This window comes from Embleya sp. NPDC020630 (assembly GCF_044334985.1).
Taxonomy (GTDB): Bacteria; Actinomycetota; Actinomycetes; order Streptomycetales; family Streptomycetaceae; genus Embleya.
This window is the reverse complement of record NZ_JBIRUB010000012.1, coordinates 194,522-218,312: the sequence shown is the minus strand read 5'-3', so window position 1 is coordinate 218,312 and position 23,791 is coordinate 194,522. Positions and strand designations below refer to the sequence as shown.

The 23,791-nt window shown below is 73.7% G+C and carries 22 protein-coding genes and 1 pseudogene; 16 read left to right on the top strand and 7 right to left on the bottom strand.

Features of this window, described 5'->3' with window-relative positions; translation table 11 throughout:
- Positions 1–102: 102 nt before the first annotated feature.
- On the top strand, positions 103–489 hold the full coding sequence (locus tag ACH4XV_RS33505) for an ArsR/SmtB family transcription factor (RefSeq protein WP_395796084.1): 387 nt from the start codon (positions 103–105) through the stop codon (positions 487–489).
- Positions 483–1,739 carry a malic enzyme-like protein gene (locus tag ACH4XV_RS33500; RefSeq protein ID WP_395796083.1) on the top strand — a complete coding sequence of 419 codons (1,257 nt, stop codon included), beginning with the start codon at positions 483–485 and terminating at the stop codon, positions 1,737–1,739. The genes ACH4XV_RS33505 and ACH4XV_RS33500 overlap by 7 nt, the downstream gene beginning before the upstream one ends.
- 513 nt (positions 1,740–2,252) lie before the next feature.
- Here the strand turns inward: ACH4XV_RS33500 and ACH4XV_RS33495 are convergent.
- Positions 2,253–2,768: pseudogene (locus ACH4XV_RS33495) on the bottom strand (hypothetical protein); the annotation flags it as partial.
- Between the two features lie 329 nt (positions 2,769–3,097).
- On the opposite strand from ACH4XV_RS33495, the gene ACH4XV_RS33490 reads away from it, so the two are divergent.
- A complete protein-coding gene (locus ACH4XV_RS33490) occupies positions 3,098–4,303 on the top strand; it encodes an alpha/beta fold hydrolase (RefSeq protein WP_395796082.1) in 1,206 nt (401 codons plus the stop codon).
- Between the two features lie 32 nt (positions 4,304–4,335).
- Here ACH4XV_RS33490 and ACH4XV_RS33485 read toward each other — a convergent pair whose 3' ends face one another.
- Entirely contained in the window at positions 4,336–6,825 is a 2,490-nt protein-coding gene (locus tag ACH4XV_RS33485) for a hypothetical protein (RefSeq protein WP_395796081.1), read from the bottom strand.
- Between the two features lie 342 nt (positions 6,826–7,167).
- Here ACH4XV_RS33485 and ACH4XV_RS33480 point away from each other — a divergent pair, with 342 nt between their 5' ends.
- Positions 7,168–7,383 (top strand): DUF4287 domain-containing protein, encoded by a 216-nt coding sequence (locus tag ACH4XV_RS33480; protein WP_395796080.1) that lies wholly within the window; start codon positions 7,168–7,170, stop codon positions 7,381–7,383.
- Between the two features lie 22 nt (positions 7,384–7,405).
- Here ACH4XV_RS33480 and ACH4XV_RS33475 read toward each other — a convergent pair whose 3' ends face one another.
- Positions 7,406–8,005, bottom strand: coding sequence for a helix-turn-helix domain-containing protein (locus tag ACH4XV_RS33475; protein ID WP_395796079.1), 600 nt, complete (start codon positions 8,003–8,005; stop codon positions 7,406–7,408).
- An 80-nt stretch (positions 8,006–8,085) separates the two neighbouring features.
- On the opposite strand from ACH4XV_RS33475, the gene ACH4XV_RS33470 reads away from it, so the two are divergent.
- Entirely contained in the window at positions 8,086–9,105 is a 1,020-nt protein-coding gene (locus tag ACH4XV_RS33470) for an NAD(P)/FAD-dependent oxidoreductase (protein WP_395796078.1), read from the top strand.
- Positions 9,106–9,349: 244 nt separating this feature from the next.
- Here the strand turns inward: ACH4XV_RS33470 and ACH4XV_RS33465 are convergent, their stop codons facing one another.
- Complete coding sequence (locus ACH4XV_RS33465) at positions 9,350–10,297, bottom strand: helix-turn-helix transcriptional regulator (protein ID WP_395796077.1); 948 nt, start codon at positions 10,295–10,297, stop codon at positions 9,350–9,352.
- A gap of 192 nt (positions 10,298–10,489) precedes the next feature.
- Here ACH4XV_RS33465 and ACH4XV_RS33460 point away from each other — a divergent pair, with 192 nt between their 5' ends.
- The 3 genes from ACH4XV_RS33460 to ACH4XV_RS33450 all read left to right on the top strand — a co-directional run bounded on the left by ACH4XV_RS33460 (position 10,490) and on the right by ACH4XV_RS33450 (position 13,439).
- Positions 10,490–11,551, top strand: coding sequence for an alkene reductase (locus ACH4XV_RS33460; protein WP_395796076.1), 1,062 nt, complete (start codon positions 10,490–10,492; stop codon positions 11,549–11,551).
- Positions 11,552–11,617: 66 nt separating this feature from the next.
- On the top strand, positions 11,618–12,784 hold the full coding sequence (locus tag ACH4XV_RS33455) for a M20 family metallopeptidase (RefSeq protein ID WP_395796075.1): 1,167 nt from the start codon (positions 11,618–11,620) through the stop codon (positions 12,782–12,784).
- Between the two features lie 238 nt (positions 12,785–13,022).
- Positions 13,023–13,439: a hypothetical protein gene (locus tag ACH4XV_RS33450; RefSeq protein ID WP_395796074.1), complete on the top strand. Its 417-nt coding sequence runs from the start codon at positions 13,023–13,025 to the stop codon at positions 13,437–13,439.
- Here the strand turns inward: ACH4XV_RS33450 and ACH4XV_RS33445 are convergent.
- The gene (locus tag ACH4XV_RS33445) at positions 13,400–13,765 is read right to left on the bottom strand and encodes a MerR family transcriptional regulator (protein WP_395796073.1); all 366 of its coding nucleotides are present in this window, start codon (positions 13,763–13,765) and stop codon (positions 13,400–13,402) included. The genes ACH4XV_RS33450 and ACH4XV_RS33445 overlap by 40 nt on opposite strands.
- 121 nt (positions 13,766–13,886) lie before the next feature.
- On the opposite strand from ACH4XV_RS33445, the gene ACH4XV_RS33440 reads away from it, so the two are divergent.
- From ACH4XV_RS33440 to ACH4XV_RS33430, 3 genes are all read left to right on the top strand, one after another.
- A complete protein-coding gene (locus ACH4XV_RS33440) occupies positions 13,887–14,846 on the top strand; it encodes an NAD(P)-dependent oxidoreductase (RefSeq protein ID WP_395796072.1) in 960 nt (319 codons plus the stop codon).
- A 1-nt stretch (position 14,847) separates the two neighbouring features.
- On the top strand, positions 14,848–15,279 hold the full coding sequence (locus tag ACH4XV_RS33435; protein WP_395796071.1) for a PPOX class F420-dependent oxidoreductase: 432 nt from the start codon (positions 14,848–14,850) through the stop codon (positions 15,277–15,279).
- Positions 15,280–15,476: 197 nt separating this feature from the next.
- A complete protein-coding gene (locus ACH4XV_RS33430) occupies positions 15,477–16,145 on the top strand; it encodes a DUF4232 domain-containing protein (protein WP_395796070.1) in 669 nt (222 codons plus the stop codon).
- A 120-nt stretch (positions 16,146–16,265) separates the two neighbouring features.
- Here ACH4XV_RS33430 and ACH4XV_RS33425 read toward each other — a convergent pair whose 3' ends face one another.
- Positions 16,266–17,276: a Gfo/Idh/MocA family protein gene (locus tag ACH4XV_RS33425; RefSeq protein WP_395796069.1), complete on the bottom strand. Its 1,011-nt coding sequence runs from the start codon at positions 17,274–17,276 to the stop codon at positions 16,266–16,268.
- Positions 17,277–17,689: 413 nt separating this feature from the next.
- Between ACH4XV_RS33425 and ACH4XV_RS33420 the strand changes: the two genes are divergently transcribed.
- Together ACH4XV_RS33420 and ACH4XV_RS33415 are read left to right on the top strand one after the other, a co-directional pair.
- On the top strand, positions 17,690–19,753 hold the full coding sequence (locus ACH4XV_RS33420; RefSeq protein WP_395796068.1) for an ATP-binding cassette domain-containing protein: 2,064 nt from the start codon (positions 17,690–17,692) through the stop codon (positions 19,751–19,753).
- 28 nt (positions 19,754–19,781) lie between these two features.
- Positions 19,782–19,982 (top strand): hypothetical protein, encoded by a 201-nt coding sequence (locus ACH4XV_RS33415; protein ID WP_395796067.1) that lies wholly within the window; start codon positions 19,782–19,784, stop codon positions 19,980–19,982.
- Positions 19,983–20,042: 60 nt separating this feature from the next.
- Here the strand turns inward: ACH4XV_RS33415 and ACH4XV_RS33410 are convergent, their stop codons facing one another.
- Positions 20,043–20,885 carry a helix-turn-helix transcriptional regulator gene (locus ACH4XV_RS33410; protein ID WP_395796066.1) on the bottom strand — a complete coding sequence of 281 codons (843 nt, stop codon included), beginning with the start codon at positions 20,883–20,885 and terminating at the stop codon, positions 20,043–20,045.
- Positions 20,886–20,986: 101 nt separating this feature from the next.
- Between ACH4XV_RS33410 and ACH4XV_RS33405 the strand changes: the two genes are divergently transcribed.
- The 3 genes from ACH4XV_RS33405 to ACH4XV_RS33395 all read left to right on the top strand — a co-directional run bounded on the left by ACH4XV_RS33405 (position 20,987) and on the right by ACH4XV_RS33395 (position 23,759).
- The gene (locus tag ACH4XV_RS33405) at positions 20,987–21,796 is read left to right on the top strand and encodes an SDR family oxidoreductase (protein ID WP_395796065.1); all 810 of its coding nucleotides are present in this window, start codon (positions 20,987–20,989) and stop codon (positions 21,794–21,796) included.
- A gap of 41 nt (positions 21,797–21,837) precedes the next feature.
- Positions 21,838–22,701, top strand: a complete 864-nt coding sequence (locus tag ACH4XV_RS33400) for an oxidoreductase (protein WP_395796064.1) — start codon at positions 21,838–21,840, stop codon at positions 22,699–22,701.
- Positions 22,702–22,799: 98 nt separating this feature from the next.
- Complete coding sequence (locus ACH4XV_RS33395) at positions 22,800–23,759, top strand: GlxA family transcriptional regulator (protein ID WP_395796063.1); 960 nt, start codon at positions 22,800–22,802, stop codon at positions 23,757–23,759.
- The last annotated feature ends 32 nt before the right edge of the window (positions 23,760–23,791 follow it).

The following is a 23,791-nucleotide window of genomic DNA, read 5'->3' as shown; positions in this document are numbered from 1 at the left end:
CTTGCTAAGGTGTGCGATTGCTCAATCCGCGCAGATGCGAGGAGCATGCCTCGGCGTGCGCCGGTCTCGGCCGGGCACGGCGCGCGGGAAGGACGTGGAGCGGTGAGCACACCCCTGTACGAAATGAAGGCCGAGTTCTTCAAGACGCTCGGCCATCCCGCCCGCATCCGGGTGTTGGAACTGCTCAGCGAGCGCGAGTACGCGGTCGCCGAGATGTTGCCCGAGGTCGGCATCGAAGCCTCACGGCTGTCCCAGCAGCTGGCCGTGCTGCGGCGGGCGAACCTGGTGGCCGTCAGCCGCCGCGAGGGCTCGACCGTCTACTACACGCTGACCAGTCCGCGCGTGGCCGACCTGCTCGCGGTCGCGCGGGGGATCCTCACCGGGCTGCTCACCGACCAGGTGGGCCTGCTCGAAGACCTGCGCGCGGCGACGCCCGGGGCATCCCCGGCCACCGCCACGGCCGATGGGTCCGGGAGCTCGCCGTGCTGAGCCGGGGACGGGGCGGCGCGGAGCGGCCCGCGCCCAATCCCGCCTACAGCGTCCGGATCCACATCCCGCCCGACGCCGACGCGATCGTGGAGAGCGTGCTGGCCGACGCCCCCGGCACGGTCGCCCGCCGGGCGGACGAACCGGACGTGACCGGCGCGCGGCGGATCACCCTGGACGCCGACGGCCCGCGCACCCTCGCCTGGCTCACCCGCGCCCTCGCGCGCCGCCTGGGCGCCGACCTGCTGCACGCCCAGGACCCCGTCTTCACCACCGCCTCCACTGGCAAACTCACCCTGCGCGTATGCGCGGCCACCAGCACCGGACACGACGTCGCGCTCCTGGACGCGGACGCCGACCGCCGGGTGGTCTCGCACCTGGCCGCACACCCGGAACATACCGACCGCTACACCGGACGCGGCCACCGCGTCGCGCTGATCAGCGACGCCAGCGCCGTCCTGGGCTTCGACGAACTGCCCGCCGACGCGGTCCTGCCCGCCCTCGAATCACAGGCCGTGCACCTGCGCCGGGCCACCGGACTCGACGTCTTCCCGCTGCCCGTGGCCACCCCCGACGTCACCGACATCGCCCGCGCGGTACGCATCCTGGCCCCCGGCTTCGCCGCCGCGGTGCTGGTACACACCCGCCTGGACCGGGTCACCGTCACGCACGCCGCGCTCGGCCCGACCCCGCCGGTGCTGCTCCTGGACACGATCAACGACGGCCTCGCGCCGGCCACCGCCGCCGCCACGGTCAACGCCCTGGTCAACCGTGGCCTCAACCCGCTCTCCGCCCGGGTGATCGTGGTCGACCCCGCTGCCGGCGGCGACCTCGCCGGACTGCTGATCGCCTGCGGCATCGCCGACTTGACCCTGTTCGATCCGTTCACCCACGGTGCCGACGCGCTGCACACGATCGCCGACGGCGCCGACCTGATCGTCGACCTCACCGCCTTCGCCACCCCGCCCCCGGGCGTCCCGGTCCTGCGCGCCCGTCCCGACACCCCGCCCGCCTTCGGTGCCACCACCACCGGGCCGCGCCCCCTGCACGCCCTCCCGGGCCTGCTCACCGCGGCCACCACCACCCGCCGTGCGATCACCGGCCACGCCCGGGTCGCCGCCGTGTACGCGCTGATCGAGAACACCCCGCGCAACGCGCTCCTGCCCCCGACCGACCAACCCGGCCTCACCGCCGTGGTCTCCGCGGCCGCCACCCGGGCGCTCGACAACGACCCGGACCGGGACCGGGGCTGACGCCGGGATCGCGGTCGAGACCCCGTCTCGGCGCCCCTTCGTCACCCGCAGGCATGATCCGGTCGCGGTTCGGTGATGATTCGGGAGGTCGGGAATGGGCGTGTCCGGTGTCGGATCGGCGGGCCAACGGCCATCCTGGGGTCGGCGGGTCCGGTCGTTGCGGAGGAGACATCGGGTGGGCGATCGGGGCGAGGACACACGGGAGCCGGCGGCCCAAGGCGGCGGTCCCGGACACGGGTTCGCCGACGGGGACGGCCATCGGGCGCCGCCCGGAGGCGACTTCGGCGGTGTCGCCCTCGCACCCGTGCCGACGCGGCTGATCCCCCGACAGATCCCGCCCTCGCCTCGCGACTTCGTCAACCGCGACGCCGAACTCCGCGCCCTCGAAGAGGTCCTGGCCGGCGGACTGCGCGGACCGGGCCCCGGCGTGGTCGCCCTGACCGGCCTGGGCGGCGTCGGCAAGACCGCGCTCGCCGCGCACTGGGCCGCGCGCGCCGCCGGCCGTTTTCCCGACGGACAGCTCTCGGCGGTCCGGAGCAGCTGCGCGTACAGATCCCCGTCCGGGTCCAACCGGGGCGCCTCCCGGGTGAACGCGGCCGTGGGGGAGGCCGGATCGAGCTCCCCCTCGCCGGTCGCCGCGAGCAGCGTCACCCGATCCAGGCCCGCGCCGTAGAACGACACCGAACCGTGGTCGCCGACCACCCAGTCGGCGGCGATCAGCGCGGCCTGCCAACCCCGTTCGGGCGGCACGATCAGCAACCCGGCGTCCAGCGCGTCGGCCGGGAGCCGGTCCCGCACGTTGAACGGCCCGTGACAGCTCCACACGTTCGGGTGCAGCACCACCGCGACCACGAACTCGTCCACCGGCAACTCGCCGATCAGCCGCAGCGGCAGCTCCGGATGCCGGCCCAGCAGCGAATGCTCGCTCCAGGTCGAGCTGACCACAACCAGCCGCCGGCCGTGCACCGCGCCGAACGGCTGCCGGTAGCGCCGCCGCCGGGACAGGCTGAGCACGATCCGGTGGAAGCACGGAGCACTTCGAAGTCGGTCCGCAGGGTGCCCCAGCGGGAACCCTCGGGGCTATCGGATACCAGCAAGGTCACTCCGGGCGACGGCGCGCGTGAAGACGGCTGATCACGATGCCAACCAAGCCCGCCCGCCTTCCGGCTCACCGGACCCCGCCACGCCGAGCCGCGTCGCCACGCCGAGCCCGACCCGCTCCGGCGGCCGGGCGCGGGTGGCTTCGAGCCGAGTTTGGTCAAGTGGGCCTCGCCGGCGGGCGGCTGTGTCGAGGATGACCCCATACGCGCCGCGCGCCGGCAGGGCGACCGGCACACCTCTCGGAAAGCGGGGTCGCGATGACCGCACCCGAACGGGTCGTACCGTCGGAGGGCGACGACTTCTACGTTCCGCCCGTCCCGCTGCCGCCGGGGGAGTACGGGGACGTGATCCGATCCCGCCCGCTCACCGGCGTGGCCGCGCTCCGCTCGGCGAGCCACAACGAACTGGTGCTCTATCGTTCGGAAGCCGTCGACGGCACGCCGATCGCGGTGTCCGGCATCGTCGCGCTGCCGCCCACGCCCGCGCCCGACGGCGGCCATCCGCTGATCGGCTGGGCGCACGGCACCCTCGGACTGGGCGACAAGTGCGCGCCCTCGCGCGACAACGAGGAGATCGCGGCCGAACTCCCCGAGCACCACGAGATCAACCAGTCCCCGCACGTGCTGCTGAACGCGCTGCTCGAAGCCGGTTGGGCGGTCGCGATGACCGACTACGAGGGCATGGGTACACCCGGCCCGCACCCCTTCCTGCTGGGCCGATCCGAGGCGCACGGCGTGCTCGACCTGGTCCGTGCGGCGCGCCGGTTGTACCCGGTGATCTCCGACCGGTTCGCCCTCGTCGGCCACTCCCAGGGCGGCCAGGGAGCGCTCTTCGCCGCCCACCATGCCGATCGCGTCCCGGAGTTCACCCTGCTCGGCGTGGCCGCTCTGGCCCCGGCCTCGCACATCGTCGAGGACCTGATCGCCGGAAGCGACTACGACGGCTACACCGGCGGCCTCGCCTTCACGCCCCTGCTGCTCACCGGCGCGATCATCGGCTCCCGGGCGGAGGCGACCGAGGAGCGGCCGGCCATCGATGCGCTGGAGGTGCTGAGCACCGAGGCGTACACGCTGTTCACCGCCGCCGACGACCGATGCCGGGTCGAGTTGTCCGCGTGCGAGGCGTGGGGCGGCATCAAGGGCAACGCCCAGTTCCGGGGCAGCCTCACCCAGGATCCCAATCCGCATCAGCGGGAGTTCCTGCGCCAGGTCGAACGCACCAATCCCGCCCTGTCCATCCCGGTGCCGATCCGCGTCTCGCACGCGCAGCAGGACGAGCGGGTCAAGATCGCGTACAGCACCAGACTGGTGGCCGAACTCGGCGAGTTGGGCAACGACATCGTCTACCGGATCCATGCGCGGGTCGCCGACGGCGGCAGCCTGGGGGCGCACTTCGGGCTGATCGAGACCGACGTCCCGGAACTGCTCGCCTGGTTGCGCGACCGGGAGCGGGCGAAGCACTGACCGGCGCGGGAGCGAGTGCCGCCGGACAGGGCCTAGGTGCCGGTCGCCGCGCGGGCGGTGGACAGCAGTTCGCTCACCGTGCCGGTGAAGTCGGGCAACATCGCGTACGCGGTCGTCCAGGCGTCGGGGCTGCCCGCCAGGTGGGTGGCGACGAGCAGGTCCAGGGCCTCGTCGACCGCCCGCGGGACGACGCCGTAGGGCGCGTCGGTCAACGTGCCCAGCACGACGCGGGCGGGTCGGCCGTGCCGAAGCCACTGCTCGGGGTCGACCGCGCCGTCGGTGAGGGCGTTCGTGATCAACCCGGGCCAATCGGCGGCGGATCGGCGCCGGTCGAGGAACGGGTACACGGCGCGCAGGAGATCGCGAGCGAGGGGCCACGCATGCCGGGCGATTTCCGCCAGGTCGCAGTACTCGCCGGCGTGTTCGGCCAGTGCCCGGGCCGGTTCCTCGGGCAGGTCCGGCCGGACGTCGGCGAGCACTTCGAGCGCCTTGACGGAGAGCGGTTCGGCGCGGTGCGCGGCGAGGATCGCCGACCAGCCGGGGTCGGCGACGGTCTCCAGGAAGCCGCGCGCGCCCAGGCTCGGCAACAACTCGACCACGCCGCCCGCCCGGGCTCGCTCCTCCCAGTCGGTGATGGTTTCCGCCAGAAGCCGATCGGCATCGGCGGGTGTCGCCCGGTCCGCCCGGGCGACCACCCCGCTCGGGTCCGTGCCGAGGCTCTCCCGGGCGTGGTCGGCGCCGTCCGGGTGCAGGGTGTTTTGGGCGAGCATGGCGGTGACGCGCGAGTCTCCGACGGCCAGTGCCGCGCGGTAGGCGTGCAGCGACTCGTGGACGGTTGCCCGGTAGTGGTCGCGATAGTGCCGGGACGGCCGGGTGGTCGGGTCTTCGACGGCGATGGCGATCAGTGTCCGGCGCAGCGCGGGCAACCGGGCCGGGTCGCGGAGCAACCGCTCCCGAACCCGCGGCGAGGTGCGCGGACGGGTGAAGATTCCCACGTCGACCGCGGGTGCGCCGGCGGCGAGCAGCGCGGCGTCGACGTCGGCGCCGCCGGGACGGCCGTACAGATCGGCGGTGAACTCGGCCGGCAGGTGGGCGGCGACGCGCGCGAACGTGTCCGGGGCGGTCCCGCGCAACAGTGCGCACAGCGCGGCGTGGCGTTGCCGGCCCGAGTCGTGGCTGTAGGGCCGGAGGTAGTCGGCCCAGATCGGCGGGCCGGGGTCGGGACCGTCGGCCGCCGCCACGGCCGCGTCGAGCAGATCGGGCAGAGTGCCGGGGTACTCCGGGCCGAGCCGGGCCAGGTGCAGCCACCCGGGGACGGCGTCGCCGAGCCGGTCGCGGACGAGTCGGGCCAGTTCGGCGTCGACGAGCGCGAAACGCTCCCGCCGGCGTCGCGGCGTCGCCGGTCGCGCCGCGGCCTGGACGTAGTTCTCCAGGAACGCCCACGCCGGCGCGGCCTCGGCGACCAGGTCGGCCGCGGCCGGAGCGTCGGCGGTACGGGTGGGCTCGCACGCGTCCAACAGGGCGGCGGTGAGGTCGCCGTCGTCGGCGCCCTCGGCCGCGGGCCACCGCTCCAGTCGCGGCCGGCCGTCGGGGCCGACGCCGACCAGCGCCCGCAGCGCCGCGTGGTCGAGCCCGTACCGGCGCACGAGGCAGACCACGTCGTCGGAGAACAGGGGCGACCGGTGGTGGGCGTCGAGGACCGGGCCCCACGCGAAGGTGTGCGGGGCGACCATGACCCGGTTCACCGCCGGGGACAGGCGTGAGCGCGACGTGTCCTCGATCGCCCGCAACCGCCGGACGAAGCCCTCCGGCCGGGCCGCGTCGAGGATGGTGGTCTCCACGTCGGCCCGGACCTTGGGCCGGTCGAGTGCCTCACGCATCTGCCGGTGCAGTCCCCGGTAGGCGCCGTCGAGGTCGCGCGTCCACGGTCGCACGGCATCGGGTCCCTCCAGGTCCCACAACCGCAGCAGGGCCAGGGCCCGTTCGGCGCGGGTGAGCCGTCCGTCGGCGCCGAGGGTGTGCAGCGTGTGCCGGACCAGGTCGGGATCGGCCGCGACCACGGCGGGCGCGAGCACGGTGTACTCGGTCGTCGCGAGCAGGCGGGCCCGCAGCGCGGGATGTACGGGTACCGGCCCGACCGGCACGAGCCCGGCCGCCACCCGCTCGGCCGGCGGCAGGCATCCGGGTGGACCGCCGGCCAGGATCAGCCGGCACATCAGCGGCGAATCGGGTTGGTAGAGAAGGGCGTTCGTTTCCGGGTCGGCGCGGCGGTACAGGTCCCACAGCGGACTGTCGTAGTGGGTGAGGTGCCGCGGCTGGGCCCGGAACTCGAGATCGCCGGCCAGTACGATCCGGTCGAAGTCGTCGCCGTGCGTGTACATCCAGTCCAGGAGGGCGTCGGGGGCGCCCAGTGCCCCGGCCACGAGCCGCCCGCGGGTCGAGGCGCCCAACCGCTCGGCCACCGCCGCCACTTCGGCGGCGTCGGCGCGGCACAACAAACGGATGAACGCCGCCTCCGCCATGCCGTGCCGTTTCTCTCTCGCGCGCGTCCCGGGCCGCCCGCCGACGTTACGCGCCATCCGTCGGGGACACCCCACCCAATCATCCGCCACCGGGCCGTCGCGGGCGGGGTCGCGCGCGGGCGCCCGGTGACGCGCGGGAGTCCGGCCGGACGGCCTTTCCCAGGGCGGTGGTCCTGAACACCCCGGGACGGGGTCGGGGCAACCCTGGACCGTCCCGAAGTAAGCCGCCCATCGCCGGTCGAACCGGGTGTGACCCGGATCTCGCGGCATACCGATGAGTTCGCGGTGGGCCGGCGGTCCTATCCTCGACGGCATCGGAACGACCGCGTGAGGAATACGGACATGAGCGACAAGCCGAAGGGCCCGGCGACCTACTTTCCCTCGATCGAGAAGAAGTACGGTCGGCCGATCGAGGAGTGGCTGGGCCTGGTCCGCTCCTCGCCGCTGACCAAGCACACGGAGCTGGTGTCCTGGCTCAAGACCGAGCACGGCCTGGGCCACGGCCACGCCAACGCGCTGGTCGCCCACGTGCGCGCCGAGCAGTCGATCGCCGGGTAGCCGTCGGTCGTCGCGACCGGGGTCAGGCCCTCCCCGGCGTCGTCGTGGTGGGGCGGGCGCGCAGGTGGGCGCGCTCGCCCTGGGTGCCGAACAGGCTGAGGAATTCCACCGGTCGGGCGTCGACCGCGTCGAACCAGTGCGGCACGCGGGTGTCGAACTCGGCCGCCTCGCCGGGCGCGAGCACCAGATCCTGCTCGCCCAGGATCAGCCGCAACCGCCCGTTGAGCACGTACAACCACTCGTAGCCCTCGTGGGTCTGCGGGTCGGGCTCCCCGCGCAGGCCGCCGGCGGAGATGACCAGCTTGTACGCCTGGATGCCGCCCGCCCGGCGGGTCAGCGGCACCATGGTCATGCCGAAGCGGGTGATCGGACGCAGATGGATGCGCGGGTCGCCGGTCGGCGGGGCGTCGACGAGTTCGTCGAGGGTGACCCCGTGTGCCCGGGCCAGCGGGAGCAGCAGTTCCAGGTTGGGGCGGCGGGAGCCGGATTCCAGGCGGGACAGCGTGCTCACCGAGATGCCGGTGGCCGCCGCCAGGTCGCCCAGGGTGATCTGGCGGTCGCGGCGCAGCGCGCGCAGGCGTGGGCCGACGGCGGTGAGGGCGGAGTCGAGATCGTCGTCCATGCCGCCGAGTTTGCCATATCGGCAAGTAATGTTGCCGGAATCGTGGATGCGTCGCATGGTCGTCATCGGAGGTGGTCGCAATGACCGATCGGCTGATGGACGGCTATGACGTGGTGGTGATCGGTGGCGGTGCCGCCGGATTGAACGGGGCGCTGATGCTGGCCCGGGCGCGCCGCTCGGTGGTGGTGATCGACGCGGGCGCGCCCCGCAACGCCCCGGCCGAGGGGGTGCACGGCCTGCTGGCCCGGGAGGGCATGCCGCCGGCCGAACTGGTCGAGCGGGGCCGGGCGGAGGTGCGCGGATACGGGGGCCACGTGGTGACCGGCGAGGTGGACGCGGTGGCCCGTGAGGCCGACGGGTTCACGGTGGCGCTGGCCGACGGGCGTACCGTGCGGGCCCGGCGGCTCCTGGTCACCACCGGGCTGGTGGACGAACTGCCCGAGGTCCCCGGGCTGCGCGAGCGGTGGGGGCGGGACGTGCTGCACTGCCCGTACTGCCACGGCTGGGAGGTGCGCGACGGGGCGATCGGCGTGCTGGCGAGCGGGCCGCTGTCGATGCACCAGGTGTTGCTCTTCCGGCAGTGGAGCGACGACATCACCTTCTTCCCGCACACCACGGCGCCGCCGACCGAGGAGGAGGCCGAGCAGTTGGCGGCCCGGGGGATCCGGGTGGTGGCCGGCGAGGTGGCATCGGTGGCGGTCGTCGACGACCGGCTGGTGGGCGTGCGGCTCGCGGACGGAACGCTGATCGAGCGCGACGCGCTGGCGGTGGCCACGCGGATGGTGGCGCGCGCCGACTTCCTGGCCGGCCTCGGCCTGCGGGCGGTGGCGCATCCGTCGGGGGCGGGCGAGTACGTCCCCGCCGACCCGACCGGACGCAGCGAGGTGCCCGGGGTCTGGGTCGCGGGCAACGTCACCGACCTGATGGCGCAGGTCGGCGCCGCGGCGGCCGGGGGTGCGGCGGCGGGCGCGCAGATCAACGCCGACATGGTCGCCGAGGACACCCGGCGCGCGGTGGCCGCATACCGGGACGTTTTCTCGGCCGCGAACGAGGCACGGGTGTGCGAGAAGGTGCTGGGAGAGCGTCGGCACGGCCTGTGACGCCGGGGGCGTCGGGTTCGCCCGTGACGACCGGGGGCGTCGGCCCGGCTCGTGCGGGTCGGGGGCGTCGGCCCGGTCCGTGCGGGTCGGGGGCGTCGGCCCGGTCCGTGCGGGTCGGGGGCGTCGGCCCGGTCCGTGCGGGTCGGGGGCGTCGGCCCGGTCCGTGCCGGCCGGGGGCGTCTGAGGGTCGGGGAGCGTCGGACCCGGTCCATGACAACCGGGGCGTCGGCCCGGCGCGTGCCGGTCAGGGGTGTCGGTTCGGTAGCTCCTGCGGTGTCGGGTCGGTGCCCCAGCTGGCGAGCAGGCGCAGGTTTTCCGCGGCGATCGGGTCGGTCGGGACGTGGTGGATCGTCAGGCACTGTTCGGGGTCGTCGGGCAGGCGCAGGGTCTCGAACGGGAGGGTCAGCTCGCCGATCACGGGGTGGTGCAGACGCCGACTGCCGTGACTCTGCTCCTGGACGTCGTGCCGGGCCCACAACCGGCGGAACTCCTCGCTCCCGGACGAGAGTTCGTCTACCAGCGCGGTGAGGCGCGGGTCGTCGGGATAGCAGCCGGCGTCCAGGCGCAGGGTGCCGACCACGTCCACCGCCTTCGCTTCCCAGTCCACGAACAGGCGGCGGTACCCGGGGTTCAGGAAGACCAGCCGGCCCCAGTTGCGCTCCCGGTCCGGGAGTTCGTCCCAGTCGCCGAACAGGGCCGCCGCCGAGCGGTTCCAGGCGAGCACGTCCAGCCGCCGACCGGTGACGTACGCGGGCATCGTGTCCATGGCGGTCAGCAGTGCCCGCAGGCCCGGCCGCACCTGCTGGCGCCGCGACGCGGTGTAGCGCCGGTGCGGCTGGTGCCGGCACTTGGACAGGTGGGTGAGGTGGGCGTGCTCGGTCTCGGTCAGCCGCAGAGCCCGGGCGATGGCATCGATCACCTCGGTCGACACGTTGTGGCCCTTGCCCTGTTCGAGCCGGGTCAGGTAGGCGACCGACACCCCCGCCAGTTGGGCCAACTCCTCACGGCGCAGCCCCGGTACGCGCCGGTGCCGCCCGGTCACCGGCAGCCCGACGTCCTCCGGGCCGAGCCGGGCCCGCCGGGTACGCAGGAACTCGCCGATCCCGTCGCGCGGATCGATCGACCGCCCGCCGCCGGGGCGCGCGGCCTCGTGCGTACCGATGCGGTCGTGGACGCCGTTCGTGCCGTTCATGTCGTTCATTGTCCACGGCCGGGCGGACGAGTGCGGGGGCCGAGACTGACCCTGGCAGTGGTAGGAACGGCGGTCCTGAGCGGAACGGAGGTCTGGCAGCGCGGACCCGGGGCGGGCAGGGTCAAGTGCAGGTACATGCACACGATCGGTGCCGCTACCGCCCCCGTTTCCGCTTCCGGCGAAGGAGCCTCCATGCACTCTCCCCTGCTCGACCCCTATCGCGGCCCGAACCTGCACCTGCCCAACCGGGCGGCGATGGCGCCGATGACCCGCTCGCGCGCCGACGACGTCACCGGGGTCCCGACGCCGATCATGGCCGCCTACTACGCCCAGCGCGCCGCCGCCGGCCTGATCGTCAGCGAGGGCATCTGGCCGCATCGCCTGGGCAAGGGCGGCCCCGGCGTGCCCGGCCTGACCGACCCGGCGCAGGTGGCCGGCTGGAGGGAGGTGACCCGCGCGGTACACGCCGAGGGCGGGCGCATCTTCGCCCAGTTGTGGCACGTGGGCCGGGTCAGCCACCCCGATCTCCTCGCCGGGGCGCGGCCGGTCGCCCCCTCCGCCGTGGCGATCACCTCGGGCGCCATCCACACCGCCGACGGCCCGAAGCCCTATGTGCGCCCGCGCGAGTTGTCCACCGCCGAGGTGGCCGCGTCGGTCGAGGCGCATGCCGAGGCCGCGCGCAACGCCGTCGACGCCGGCTTCGACGGGGTCGAGATCAGTGCCGCCTACGGCTATCTGCTCGCCCAGTTCCTCGCCGACAGCGCCAACCGGCGCACCGACGGCTACGCCGACCATGTGCGCTTCCCGATCGAGGTCGTCGAGGCGGTCGCCGCCGCGATCGGGCCGGAGCGCACGGCGTTGCGGATCTCCCCGGACAACACGCAACTCGACATCGTCGAGGCCGATCCGGCGACGCGCTACCGCCGACTGGTCGGCGCGCTGGACGGGATGGGGCTGGCGTACCTGCACGTGGTGCAGTCGGGGGCCTATCCGGCGCTGGCCGACCTGCGGCCGCGCTGGGGCGGCACGCTGATGGCGACCTACGACGGCGCCGAACCGGGCGGCCACGAACGGGCGGAGCACGCGGTGCGGACCGGGCTCGCCGACGTGTACGCCTTCGGTCGACTGTTCCTGGCCAACCCCGACCTGCCCCGACGCCTGGCCGTCGGCGCCGAGTTCAACCGGCCGCTGAAGACCGGCCACTACGGCGGCGGTGCCGAGGGCTACCTGGACTACCCGCGCCTGGACGGGTGATCGGGGTCGTCCCCGGCCCGGGACGGCGGCGATTCCCGGGGTCGGGCGCGGGGGAGGATTCCGGGCATGACCGACTCCGGGCACTACCTCGACGGTGCGTCCGAACAATTCGACGCGATGGTGGACCTGTTGCGCGACCTGGTCACCTGCGAATCCCCCTCCGAGGACCGGCGGGCGCTCGACCGCTGCGCCGATCCGGTCGCGGCGGCCGGGGAACGCCTGCTCGGGCGTCCGCCGGAGCGGGTGGTCCGCGAGGGCATCACCCACCTCGTCTGGCGCCCGAGGGGGAAGGGGCCGCTGCTGCTCGGGCACTACGACACGGTGTGGCCGGTGGGCACGCTCGACGAGTTGCCCTTCTCGGTGCGGGACGGCATCGCGCGCGGGCCCGGCGTGTTCGACATGAAGGCGGGGATCGTGCAGATGATGTACGCCGCCGCGCTGTCCGGCGCGGCCGATCGGATCGGCCTGCTGCTCACCGGCGACGAGGAGACCGGCTCGCCCACCTCCCGCACCCTGGTGGAGGAACTGGCCGCCGAGTCCGGGGCGGTACTGGTGGGCGAGCCGAGCGGGGACGGCGGCGCGGTGAAGACCGCCCGCAAGGGGGTCGCGGGTTTCCGGGTGGCGGTACGCGGTCGCGCGGCGCATGCCGGCCTGGAACCCGAACTGGGAGTGAACGCGACAGTGGAACTCTCCCACCAGGTGCTCACGTTGGCCGGCGTGTCCCGGCCGGACCTCGGCACCACGGTCACCCCGACCGTCGCGGCGGCGGGATCCACCACCAACACCGTGCCCGACGCGGCGACGCTGTCCGTGGACGTACGCGCCTGGACTCGTGCGGAACTCGACCGCGTGACACGACACATGCGCGAGCTGAGCCCGGTGTTGCCCGGGGCCGGGCTGGTGGTGACCGGTGGGGTGAACCGGTATCCCCTCGAAGAGGCCGTGTCCGCCGACCTGTTGTGCCTGGTCCGCGCGGTGGCCCGGGACCTGGGCATGCCCGAACCCGACGCCGTGCGCTCCGGCGGCGGTTCCGACGGCAACTTCACCGGCGCGCTCGGGATCCCCACCCTCGACGGGATGGGCGCGGTCGGCGGACACCCGCACGCCCGGGACGAGTTCGTGGACCTGGCCCTCCTGCCCGGCCGAACCGCCCTGCTGGCCGCGCTACTCGCTCGGCTGTGCGCGAACCGGCCGATCCCGGCGGCGAGTTCGCGTACGACGGTCGATCGGTAGGGACGGACGTGGTTTCGGACATTTCGCCGACTCGGACCCCGCACCGGCCGCGAGCCGGTCGGCGTCGGACGGGGAGTCCGTCGACGCCGTCGGCGGCCGGCGGCCGGCACAGGAGAGAGCACGCGATGAGGACGCAGTCCCGCCTACCGCTCGATGCGCGATCCCGCTTATCGGTCGGCGTGTGGTCCCGCCCGTCGATAGACACGCAACCACGCGCGGTGGCCGGGGCGTTCCGGCGATGAGCGAGGAGTCGCGGCGGCCGATGATCAGTCGGGAGCAGGTCGTCGCGTGCCTGCGGGTGCCGGGTGTGGACGTACCGGAACCGGCGGACGACCCCGATGCGATGTCGCGACCGATGGCGCTCGGCTTGTTGCTGTTCCTGATCGAGGCCGCCGCGGCCGGCGATGTGGACCGGCTCGATCAGGAGGTGTTGCGCAGCGGCTACCAGGCGGGCGCGCGCTCGGCGGCGGCCGACCACCCCCGGGCCGACGACGCGTGGGTGACCACGTTCGTCTCGTGCATCTGGTGGCCGCGCGGGCCCAGATCGAGAAGGGGCGCGCGGCGATCCGCGAACTGGGCTACGAGCCCTGAGCATGCCCGCCGGCGGCCGGGGCGTCAGCGCGGGGCGCCGGCGCGTTCCGAGGCGTCGAGGTAGGTGTGCAGCGCCCGGCGGGTGTGGGTGAGCGCGTCGATGCGCTGGTCCAGTCCGTCCAGGCGGGTGCGCAGGAAGTCGGTCAGCTCGCCGCAGGGGGCGAACTCGGGGGCCGCGCCGATCGCGCAGGGCAGCAGATACGCGATGTCCTCGGTGGACAGCCCGGCTTCGAGCAGGCCGCGGATCTGGGTGACGGTGAGAACCGCGTCGGCGTCGTACTCGCGATAGCCGTTGGCGCCGCGCGCGGGTTCGAGCAGGCCCTGGGCCTCGTAGTAGCGCAGTTGGTGGGTGTGTACCCCGGTCCGTCGACTCAATTCCCCGATCAGCACGTGTGCGCTCCTGGTTGACGTTCGTGGTCGACCTGCGTGGTCGACCTTCTCGGTTGACCTTCATACCGGTGTGAACGTCGATGATCCTGCCACAGGCATCGCGTCACACGAAGGAGCCACGATGGAAACGCACGACGTCGACCGCACACCCGTGACGGTCATCGGTCTGGGGCACATGGGTCGGGCACTGGCCGACACCCTTCTGCGCGAGGGATACCCCACCACGGTGTGGAACCGTTCGCCGGCCAAGGCCGACGACCTCGTCGCGCGGGGCGCGCGGCTCGCCCCCTCGGTCGCGGACGCCGTCGCGGCCGGCGCGCTCGTGGTCGTCTGCGTCACGGACTACGCCGCCGTGCGCGAACTGCTCGACCCGTCGGCCGGGACGTTGGCCGGTCGGACCCTGGTCAACGTGACCACGGGCACCTCGCAGGAGGCCCGGGAGACCGCCGCGTGGGCCGCGGGGCACGGCGCGGACTACCTCGACGGGGCGATCCTGGGCGCGCCGACCGCGATCGGTACGCCCGAGGGGGTGATCCTGTACAGCGGCCCGCCGGCCGCCTTCGATCGGCACGAGTCGGCGCTGCGGAGCCTGGGCGGCGGGACCGCGTACCTCGGCGCGGACCAGGGTCTGTCCGCGCTCTACGACGCGTCCATGCTCGGTCTGATGTGGGGCATCCTGAACGGATTCCTCCAAGGGGCCGCGCTGCTCGACACCGCCGGGGTGAGCGCGGGCACGTTCGCGCCGGTGGCTCGGCAGGGGCTGGCGACGGTGGCCGAATGGCTGGCCGGCTACGCCGCGCAGATCGACGACGGCAGGTATCCGGTGCTCGACGCCAGTATCGACACGCACCTCGCCTCGATGGGGCACCTAGTGCACGAGAGCGAGTCGCTGGGCGTCGACGCCGCGTTCCCGAGGCTGGTGCGGGCCGTGGCCGAGCGGGCGGTGGCCGACGGACACGGCGGCAGTGGCTACGCGGCCGTGATCGAACAGCTCCGGGCGCCGGCCGGGACCCGCGCGTGGTCGGCGATCGGGCCGGGCGCGGGGGGAATACGCGGCGCCCGATCGGGAATTGGGCCCTGACATGAGCACCTCATCGTTCGACCCGCATTCGCTGCTCGCGCAGAGCCGCCTCGGCGTGCTCGCGACCATCAAGGCGGACGGCCGCCCCCAGCTGTCCCCCGTGATGCCCTTCTACGATCGAGCGGCCGGCGTGCTGCACGTCTCGATGACCGAGGGCCGGGCCAAGACCGCCAACCTGCGCCGCGACCCGCGCGCGACGCTCGAGGTCACCAGCTCGGACGGCGGTTCCTGGGCCACCGCCGAGGGTGTCGCGACGCTCATCGGACCGGGCACCGACCCGGACGGTCCCGAGGTCGACGCGCTGGTGGACTACTACCGCGCGGCGGCCGGGGAGCACCCGGACTGGGCGGAGTACCGGTCGGTGATGGTGTCCGATCGTCGGGTGTTGATGACGATGACGGTCGACCACGTCTACGGGGCCACAATCCGCTGACCCGTCCGGCCCGTTCACCCGTCGAGCGCGGCCGTCGGGGGGCGGGCCGGGGCCGACCGCCGCGCGGGTGTCCACGACCCCTCCGTCACCAAGTGATCACCGGCCGCACCACGCGTACGGCAGGCGATTCGTACCCCTATATTGATCTGCGCTCTGCCCGGGGAACCAACAACCGGGCACTACACGGGGGAATCGCCATGTCTGTTTTCGTGCGCCTCGGCGCGGTCGTGATCGCCGGCTGCGCGGTGCTGGGCCTGTCCGCCTGCAACGACGAGGACAAGGAAAAGAAGGCCACCACGGCGGACCCGGGAGGCCGGGCCATCACCGCTCCGGCCACCGCCGCCGCGACCGGCACCACACCGTCCGCGACCGCCTCCGGCGCCGCGACCAGGCCCGCCGGCACGCCGACCTCGACCGCCAAGTCGACCGGCACCCCCGGCGGGGAGTGCGCACAGGACCAGATCTCGCTCAAGGTGGACTACCCGGCCGGGCACAAGGACGTGCTGCTCGTCGTGGGCACCAACACCGGCGCCGCGGCCTGTGTGCTGCCGGGTTGGCCGCAGGTGTACGCGGGCGGTACGGCCGGCCGGGACGTCGAGCACGGCAACGACTACCAATACCCGTTCCAGACGCTCAAGCCCGGCGGCACCGCCTACGCCGCCTTCCACCCGGCACCGCCGGCGCCGGGCGGCGGCTCGGAGATCGCCGACATCCAGGTGGCCGTGGAGGCGAACAAGGCCGGGCAGACCGGCAAGCGGCTGCCGGTGCACGCGCTCGACAAGCCGAGCGGCGAGCTGTTCGTGAACGCCGATGCCTTCATGGGTGGTTGGTATCCCACGACGGCCGCGGCGATCGCCGCGAAGTAACCCTCGGCAAGGTGGGCGGGATCACGATCCCGCCCACCGGTGGGGCAACAGCCTTGGCGGTCAAGGCGGTTGCCTGGATCGGGCCCGCCGCCGAACCCGTCGGCGGCCCGCCCGCGTCGGCTAGTCGACGCCCGGGTAGCGCACCCCGATGTGCTCGCGCACGGTGTCCAGCGTGCGCATCACGGCCAGCGTGCCCGCCAGTGGCACCAGCGGGGACTCGGTCTCGCCCGCGCGCAGGCAGCGCATCACCTCGATCGCCTCGTGCCGCATCGTGCCGCGTTCGGGATCGTCGGTGACGTCCGCGAGCAGCACGGTCCGAGGCTCCTCGCCCCGGCGGTGCACGACGAACCGGTCCGGGTAGTAGAAGCCGTCGGTGAACTCGATCCGCCCCAGGGTGCCGGCGACGGTCGCGGGCGCGTCGGTGTCGGCCGTCATGGAGCAGGCCAGGGTGGCCACGGCACCGCTGTTCCAGCCCAGGACGATGCCGGTGTTCGCGTCCACCCCCTCGGGGGTCCGGTGGGCCCAGGCCCGGATCGTGTCGGGCTCGCCGAGCAGCAACTGGGCGAAGGAGACCGGGTAGACCCCCAGGTCGAGCAGGGCGCCGCCACCCTGCGCCGGGTCGCGCAGCCGGTGCTCGGGCGGGAGGTCCCCGGCGAAGCCGAACGCGGCGGACACGCTGCGTACCTCGCCGATCACGCCCTCCCGGACCAGTTCACGCATCCGGCGGATCAGCGGGTGGCAGTACGTCCACATGGCCTCCATCAGGAACAACCCGCGCCCCCGGGCCAGTTCGACCAGCTCGCGAGCCTCGCGCGAGTTCAGCGTGAACGCCTTCTCGCACAACACCGCCCGCCCGGCCGTCAGACACAGCCCCGCCGCCTCGCGATGCGCCGAGTGCGGGGTGGCGACATAGACGATGTCGATGTCGTCGTCGGCGGCCAACTCGGCCCAACTGCCGTACGCCCGGGGGATCTCGTGCCGCTCGGCGAAGGCCTTCGCGCCGGCCGTGCCGCGCGACCCGACCGCGATCACCTCGGTATCCGGCAGGCTCCGCAGCGCCTTGGTGAACTCGGCGGCGATACCGCCGGTCGACAGGACGCCCCAGCGAATGGTCCGTACGGCAGCACTCATCGTCGCACCTCACCCTTGGTCCGGCCGCCCCGTGTCCCCGCCAGGATAGGCACCCCCTCGGCGCCGCGACCCAACGGGGGAGCGGGCGGCGGCGTGCGCGGCGGTCCGGGCCGGAACGCGCGGGCGGGGGTCGTTCGTCGCGTGTCACCCCGGCCGGCCGATGCGCCTCCCGGGCGCGCCCGGCGCGCGGTGCGGTCGATCGGGCGAGGGCGCGCGTGGTGGGGTGTCCGGCGCCGATCGGTCGGCGGAGCCGGGCAGCGAATCGTTTGGTCGAGCGCCCGTTCGAGGCGCCCGGTTCGGCTCCACGCCTCGCTCTCACACCGGTGCGCTCTGCCGGGGTGTCACCCGACCACACCAGCATTGGCGGACGCTCCGCCGAGCGATCCCACCCCGTACGATCGGAAGGCGCCGTCGTGACCGCGAAACCCGCCGGAGAAGATCCCACCCCCCTGAGCGACGCCCGCTCGAAACCCGGGCCGAACGCCATCCCGCACCAGAGCGCCACCACGCCGGAGGTCCCCGCAGAGACCCCGCCCGAGGTCCCCGCCGAAGCCTCGACCCGAGTCCCGACCGACACCCCCGCCGAAGCCCCGACCGAAGACGAACGCCCGGATCAGGAACTGGCGTTCGCACCCCCCGGTCGGGACACCGCGGTCGCGCTGACGAAGATCACCACCCGCGCCATGGCCGCCCGCCTGCCGCACCTGCTCGTGCGCGCCATGCGCCTCGCCTGGAAGGCCGATCCGCGAGCCCTGGTCGCGCTGATGGTATGTCAGGTCCTGGCCGGTGTCCTCGAAGCCGGCGGACTTCTCGCCACGACCGGAACGATCACCGCGCTGATCGCGTCGGGTGACGTCACCGACCGGTTGCGCGACGCGCTGCCCTCGATCCTCCTGCTGAGCGCGGCGGTCGGGCTGCGCGCCGTGCTCGGCATCGCCGTGGTGGCGCTGTCCGCGCGGGTGACCCCGCGGCTGACCCGCGAGTCCGAATGGCTGCTGCTCCAGGCCGCCTCCCGGGCCGAGTTGGCCGCCTACAACCACCCCGGCTACCAGGACCGGTGGGACGCCGCCGACCGGGGCCTGCAATCGATGCGCGGCCTGATGCCGCAGTCCCAGGACGTCCTCGCCGCCTGCGCCTCGCTGATCGCCGCCGCGTCCGTACTCACCCTCCTGCACCCGGTGCTGCTGCCCCTGCTGCTCCTGGGCGCGCTGCCGCGCGGAGTGGCGGCGGTACGCGGGGCGCGGGTCGAATACCTGACCACGCTGCACACCCAGGACGAGCGGCGGCTGCTCAACATGCTGCGCTGGCACATCTCCGACCAGCGCTGGGCCGACCAGCTCCGGGCCGGCACCATGGCGCCGTTCCTGCTCGGCCGCTATGCCGTCGCGGCCGATCGGGTACAGCGGGTCACCCAGTCCGGCGCCTGGACCACCGCCAAGATCGGCCTGGTCGGCGCCGCCGTCGGCGGGCTGGCGGCAAGCCTGGTGTGGGCCGCGCTGGCGTACCTGCTGTCCACGGACCGCATGTCGGTCGCCGCCGCCGGCACCGCGGTGATCGCGCTGCGTACGGTCGGTACGGCCCTGGGCGGCCTGGTGGTCTCCGGCAGTCGGCTCTACAGCGTCGGCCTGTACCTCGACGACTGGGCCCGCTTCCTCGACGAGGCCGGCGGCCACGCGATGACGCGCGGCGACCTCGTCCCCAAGCCGCCCGTCGTGGTCCGCGCCGAGAACGTCACCTACCGCTACCCCGGCAAGGCCGCACCCGCCGTCGCCGACATCGACCTGGAACTGCGCAGGGGCACCATCCTGGCCCTGGTGGGGGAGAACGGCTCCGGCAAGTCGACCCTGTCCCGCCTGCTGTGCGGCCTGTACCTGGCCCACGAGGGCCGGGTCACCTGGAACGGCGACGACGTGGGCGACCTCGACCCGCACGCGGCCTGGTCCCACGTCGGCTACGTCCCGCAGGAGATCGCCCGCTGGCCGCTGTCCGCCCGACTGAACATCAACCTCGGCCAACCCCGCGAGGACGACGACGAAGCGATCGAGCGCGCGGCCGGCGCCTCGGGCGCGGACGACGTGATCGCCGGCCTCCCGCGCGGCCTCGGCACCCTCCTGGCCCGCGAATGGTGGGGCGGCGTCGACCCCTCCGTGGGTCAGTGGCAACGATTCGGCATCGCCCGCGCGCTGTACGGCGAGCCGGGGCTGATCTGCCTGGACGAACCCACCTCCGCCCTCGACCCCCGAGCCGAACACCGCATCTTCGCGGGCCTTCGCGAGATCGCCCGGGACAGCGCCGTCGTCCTGGTCACCCACCGACTGGCCAACGTCGCGGTCGCGGACCACATCGTGGTGATGGACTCGGGGCGGGTGACCCAGCAGGGCACGTTCGACGAACTCCTCGCGGAACACGACGGGTTGTTCGCCGAACTGTGGCGGCTGCAACAGGACCGGGGCGCCGAATCCGCGCCGCGCGCGTAGTCGGCCCGCCCGAACGGAGGAACATCCCATGGACGTCGGTACCCATGTCGAAGCGGTCGGGGACCTGGGCGGCGGCCTCACCCAATCCGTCCCCGCCGGGGCTCGCGGCGTCGTCGTGGGCAGTCGGTTCGACGGCCGACTGGAGGTCACGTTCACCCTGGCGGGCCTCCTCGGCGGCACCCGGTCGGTGACCGTCGCGGTCGCGCCGAACAAGGTGAAGCCACTGTGAGGGAGGCCGGGACGACCGGGGACACCCACTACAGCGGGGCATAGGGCTCGCGGACCCGCCCTATCGGGGCTCGTCCTCGGGTTCCGCCCGGTCCGCCGCCAAGCTGCCGAGCAGGCACAGCGCCTGCTCGGTGGCGCTGCCCGGCTCCGCCTGATACACCACCAACTGCTGCCCCGGCGCACTGTTCACCGTCAACGACTCGTAGGACAAAACCAGTTCGCCCACCGCGCGATGCCGGAAACGTTTGGCCTCGGTGCTCTTGCGGCGCACCTCGTGCCGGGCCCACAGCCGGGCAAAGTCCTGGCTGCGCAGCGACAGTTCACCCACCAGCGAGGCCAGCGCCGGGTCCCCGGGATCGTCGCCCGCGCACGAGCGCAGTGACGCGACGGTGTTGCGCGCCGCCTGCTCCCAGTCCGGGTAGAACGTGCGCCCGGCCGGGTCGAGGAAGAGCAGCCTGAGCAGGTTGCGCTCGGGCCCGTCGAACAGCGCCGCGCCCAACGTGTTCGCGGCCAGGATGTCCATGTAGCGGCCCAGCACGACGGCCGGCTGCCGATCCCAGGACTGCATCATTTGCACCAACAGCGGACTCACCCGCTCGGCCCGCCGTACCGGCGAGCGGCGGCGCGGCGCCGGGCGGGCCAATCGGCGCAGGTGTTCCGCCGCGTCGTCCCCCAGACGCAGCGCGCGGGCCAGCGCGTCGACGACCTGCTCGGACGGGCCGCGCTCGCGGCCCTGCTCCAGGCGTACGTAGTAGTCGGTACTGACTCCGGCCCGCGCCGCGACCTCCTCCCGGCGCAGTCCGGGCGTGCGGCGGCGACCGGCGTGCACGATCCCCGTCGTCGCCACGTCGACCGCCTCACGGCGGGCGCGCAGGAAGGTGCCGAGGGCGTTGTCGCTGTCCATGCCTCGACGGTACGACGAGGGGAGGCCGGCAGCCAGGGTGCGGTACTCCCAGGGTGGGCGGCGGCCTGGTTCGGCCGGTGGACCCCGGCCAGCCTGGAGCCATGACACACACCGAACGACACAGCGGCACCGCCGGCGGCACGACCCCTCGGCTTCCCCTGCACGGCCGGGTGGCGGTGGTCACCGGCGCCTCCAGCGGCATCGGCGCCGCGACCGCCCGCGTACTGGCCGCGGCGGGCGCCGACGTCGCCGCCCTCGGTCGCCGTGCGGACCGACTGGAGGCACTGGCGAAGGAGCGCGTCGACGCCGACACCGGCGGCACGATCGTGCCCGTGCCCGTCGACGTCCGCGACCTGGTGGCGATGCGGCACGCCGCCGGCGTCGTGCACGAGCGACTCGGCGCCGTCGACCTGGCCGTGGCGTCGGCCGGGGTGATGCTCGGCGGCGCGTTCGAGCAGGCGCAGACGGTCGAGTGGGACCGGATGCTCGACGTCAATCTGACCGGACTGCTGTACACGGGCCGGGTGTTCGTCGACGACCTGCTGGCCGCCGCGGCGGCCGGACGTCCCGCCGACCTGGTGCACATCGGCTCGTTGGGCGGCCAACGGCCGTTCCCCGGTTGGTCGGTGTACTGCGCGACCAAGGCCGCCGTGGCACACCTGAGTCGGGGACTGCGCGCCGAGCTGGGCCCGCGCGGCGTACGGGTCGCCAACATCGAACCCGGTGTCACGCTCACCGAGTTGGGCGACGACATGCACGACCCGGCGAGCCGCGAGCAACTGGCCGCGATGCGCACGGCGAACACCCCGCTGTCCGCCGAGGACGTGGCCGCCGCCGTCGGACACGCCGTCGCCGCGCCCGCGCACGTCAACTTCGCGGAACTGCTCCTGGTGCCGACGGGCCAGGGGTGAGTCCCATACCGCCCGAGAATCGATCCACGAAGGACGTTTCCATGGACATCCCCGCTTCCTCCGCATCCACTCCCGTTTGGTTCGTCACCGGCTGTTCGTCCGGCCTGGGGCGCGCGATCGCGCTGCACGCGCTCGAACGCGGAGATCGGGTCGTGCTGACCGCCCGCGATCCGGGTGCCGTCGCCGAGGCGGTCGGCGGGTACGACGACCGGGCGCTCGTGCTCCCGCTCGACGTCACCGACCCCGAGGCGATCGCCGTCGCCGTGGCCGCCGCCGAGGCCACGTTCGGCCGGATCGACGTGGTGGTCAACAACGCCGGCTACGGCTACCTGGCCGCCGTCGAGGAGGGTGAGGACGACGAGATACGGCGGCTGTTCGACACCAACGTCCTCGGTGTCGCCGCCGTCACCCGGGCCGTGCTGCCCGGCATGCGCGCCCGGCGGTCCGGCCACGTGGTCACCATCGGCTCGATCGGCGGCCTTGTCGCGTTCGGCGCGACCGGCTACTACCACGCCACCAAGTTCGCGGTGGAGGGCCTGTGCGAGTCGTTGGCCGCCGAGGTCGCGCCGCTGGGGATCCGGGTGACCATCGTGGAGCCGGCCGCGTTCCGGACGAACTGGTCCGGCCCTTCGATGCGGGAGTCCGCCATCCGGATCGCCGACTACGCGGACACCGCCGGCGCCCGTCGGGCCGCCACGCGGGCGACGTACGGCCGGCAGCCGGGCGACCCGGACCGCGCCGCCGCCGCGATCGCCGCCGTGGTCGACGCACCCGAACCCCCGCTGCGGCTGCTGCTCGGCGAGGCCGCGGTGCACATCGCCGACGCCCGACTGGATGCCCTGCGTGACGGGTTCGCGGCGTGGCGGCAGGTGAGCCTGGGCGCGGACTTCCCCCCGGAGAGGTGAGGCGTGCGGGTGTCCGGGCCGGGTCGGGCGGCGCGCGGCCGGTGCCCGACCCCGGGTGCGGCCGTGGCGGTTTTCCGGTGGCCGGGTACATTTCTGCCATGCATATCGTCGCCATCCTCGCCCTGGACGGGGTGATCCCGTTCGATCTGGCCACCCCGATCGGGGTGTTCACCCTCTCCCGGCTCCCGGATGGCCGGCCCTGCTACGACGTGCGGGTGTGCGCCGAGCAGCCGGAGGTCGACGCCGGCCTATTCACTCTGCGGGCGCCGTGGGGGCTGGAGGGGTTGGCGGGCGCGGACACGATCATCGTGCCCGGGACCGCCGAGCCGCTGACCCCGCTCAGCCCCGCCGTGCGCGAGGCGCTGCGCACGGCGGCGCGGAACGGCACCCGGATCGCGTCGATCTGCGTGGGCACCTTTCCCCTGGCCGCCACGGGGCTGCTGGACGGCCTGCGCGCCACCACGCACTGGATCGCGGCCGACCTCCTGGCCGAGCACCACCCGTCCGTCGAGGTCGACCCGGACGTGTTGTACGTGGACAACGACCGCATCCTCACCTCCGCCGGCGCGGCCGCCGGGATGGACCTGTGTCTGCACATGATCCGCCGCGACTACGGCTCGGCGGTCGCCGCCGACGCCGCCCGACTGTCCGTCATGCCGCTGGAACGCGAGGGCGGGCAGGCGCAGTTCATCGTGCACGACCATGCCCCGACACCGCAGGGTTCGGCCCTGGAGCCGCTGCTCGCGTGGTTGCGGGACAACCTGGGCGCCGAACTCACCCTCGCCGACATCGCCGCCCGGGCGGGCACCAGCACCCGGACCCTGATCCGCCGCTTCCGCGAGCACACCGGCACCACACCGCTGCAATGGCTGCACCGCGCGCGCATCCGCCAGGCCCAGCACCTCCTGGAGACCACCGGCGACCCGGTCGAACGCATCGGCGCCCAGGTCGGGTTCGGCTCGCCCACCGCCTTCCGCGACCGCTTCAAGAAGACCACCGGCGTCAGCCCCCACACCTACCGCCGCACCTTCGGCTCGGCGCAACCGGCGTGTCCCTGACCCCGCCCGGCGTCCGGCTCCGGCCGCAGATC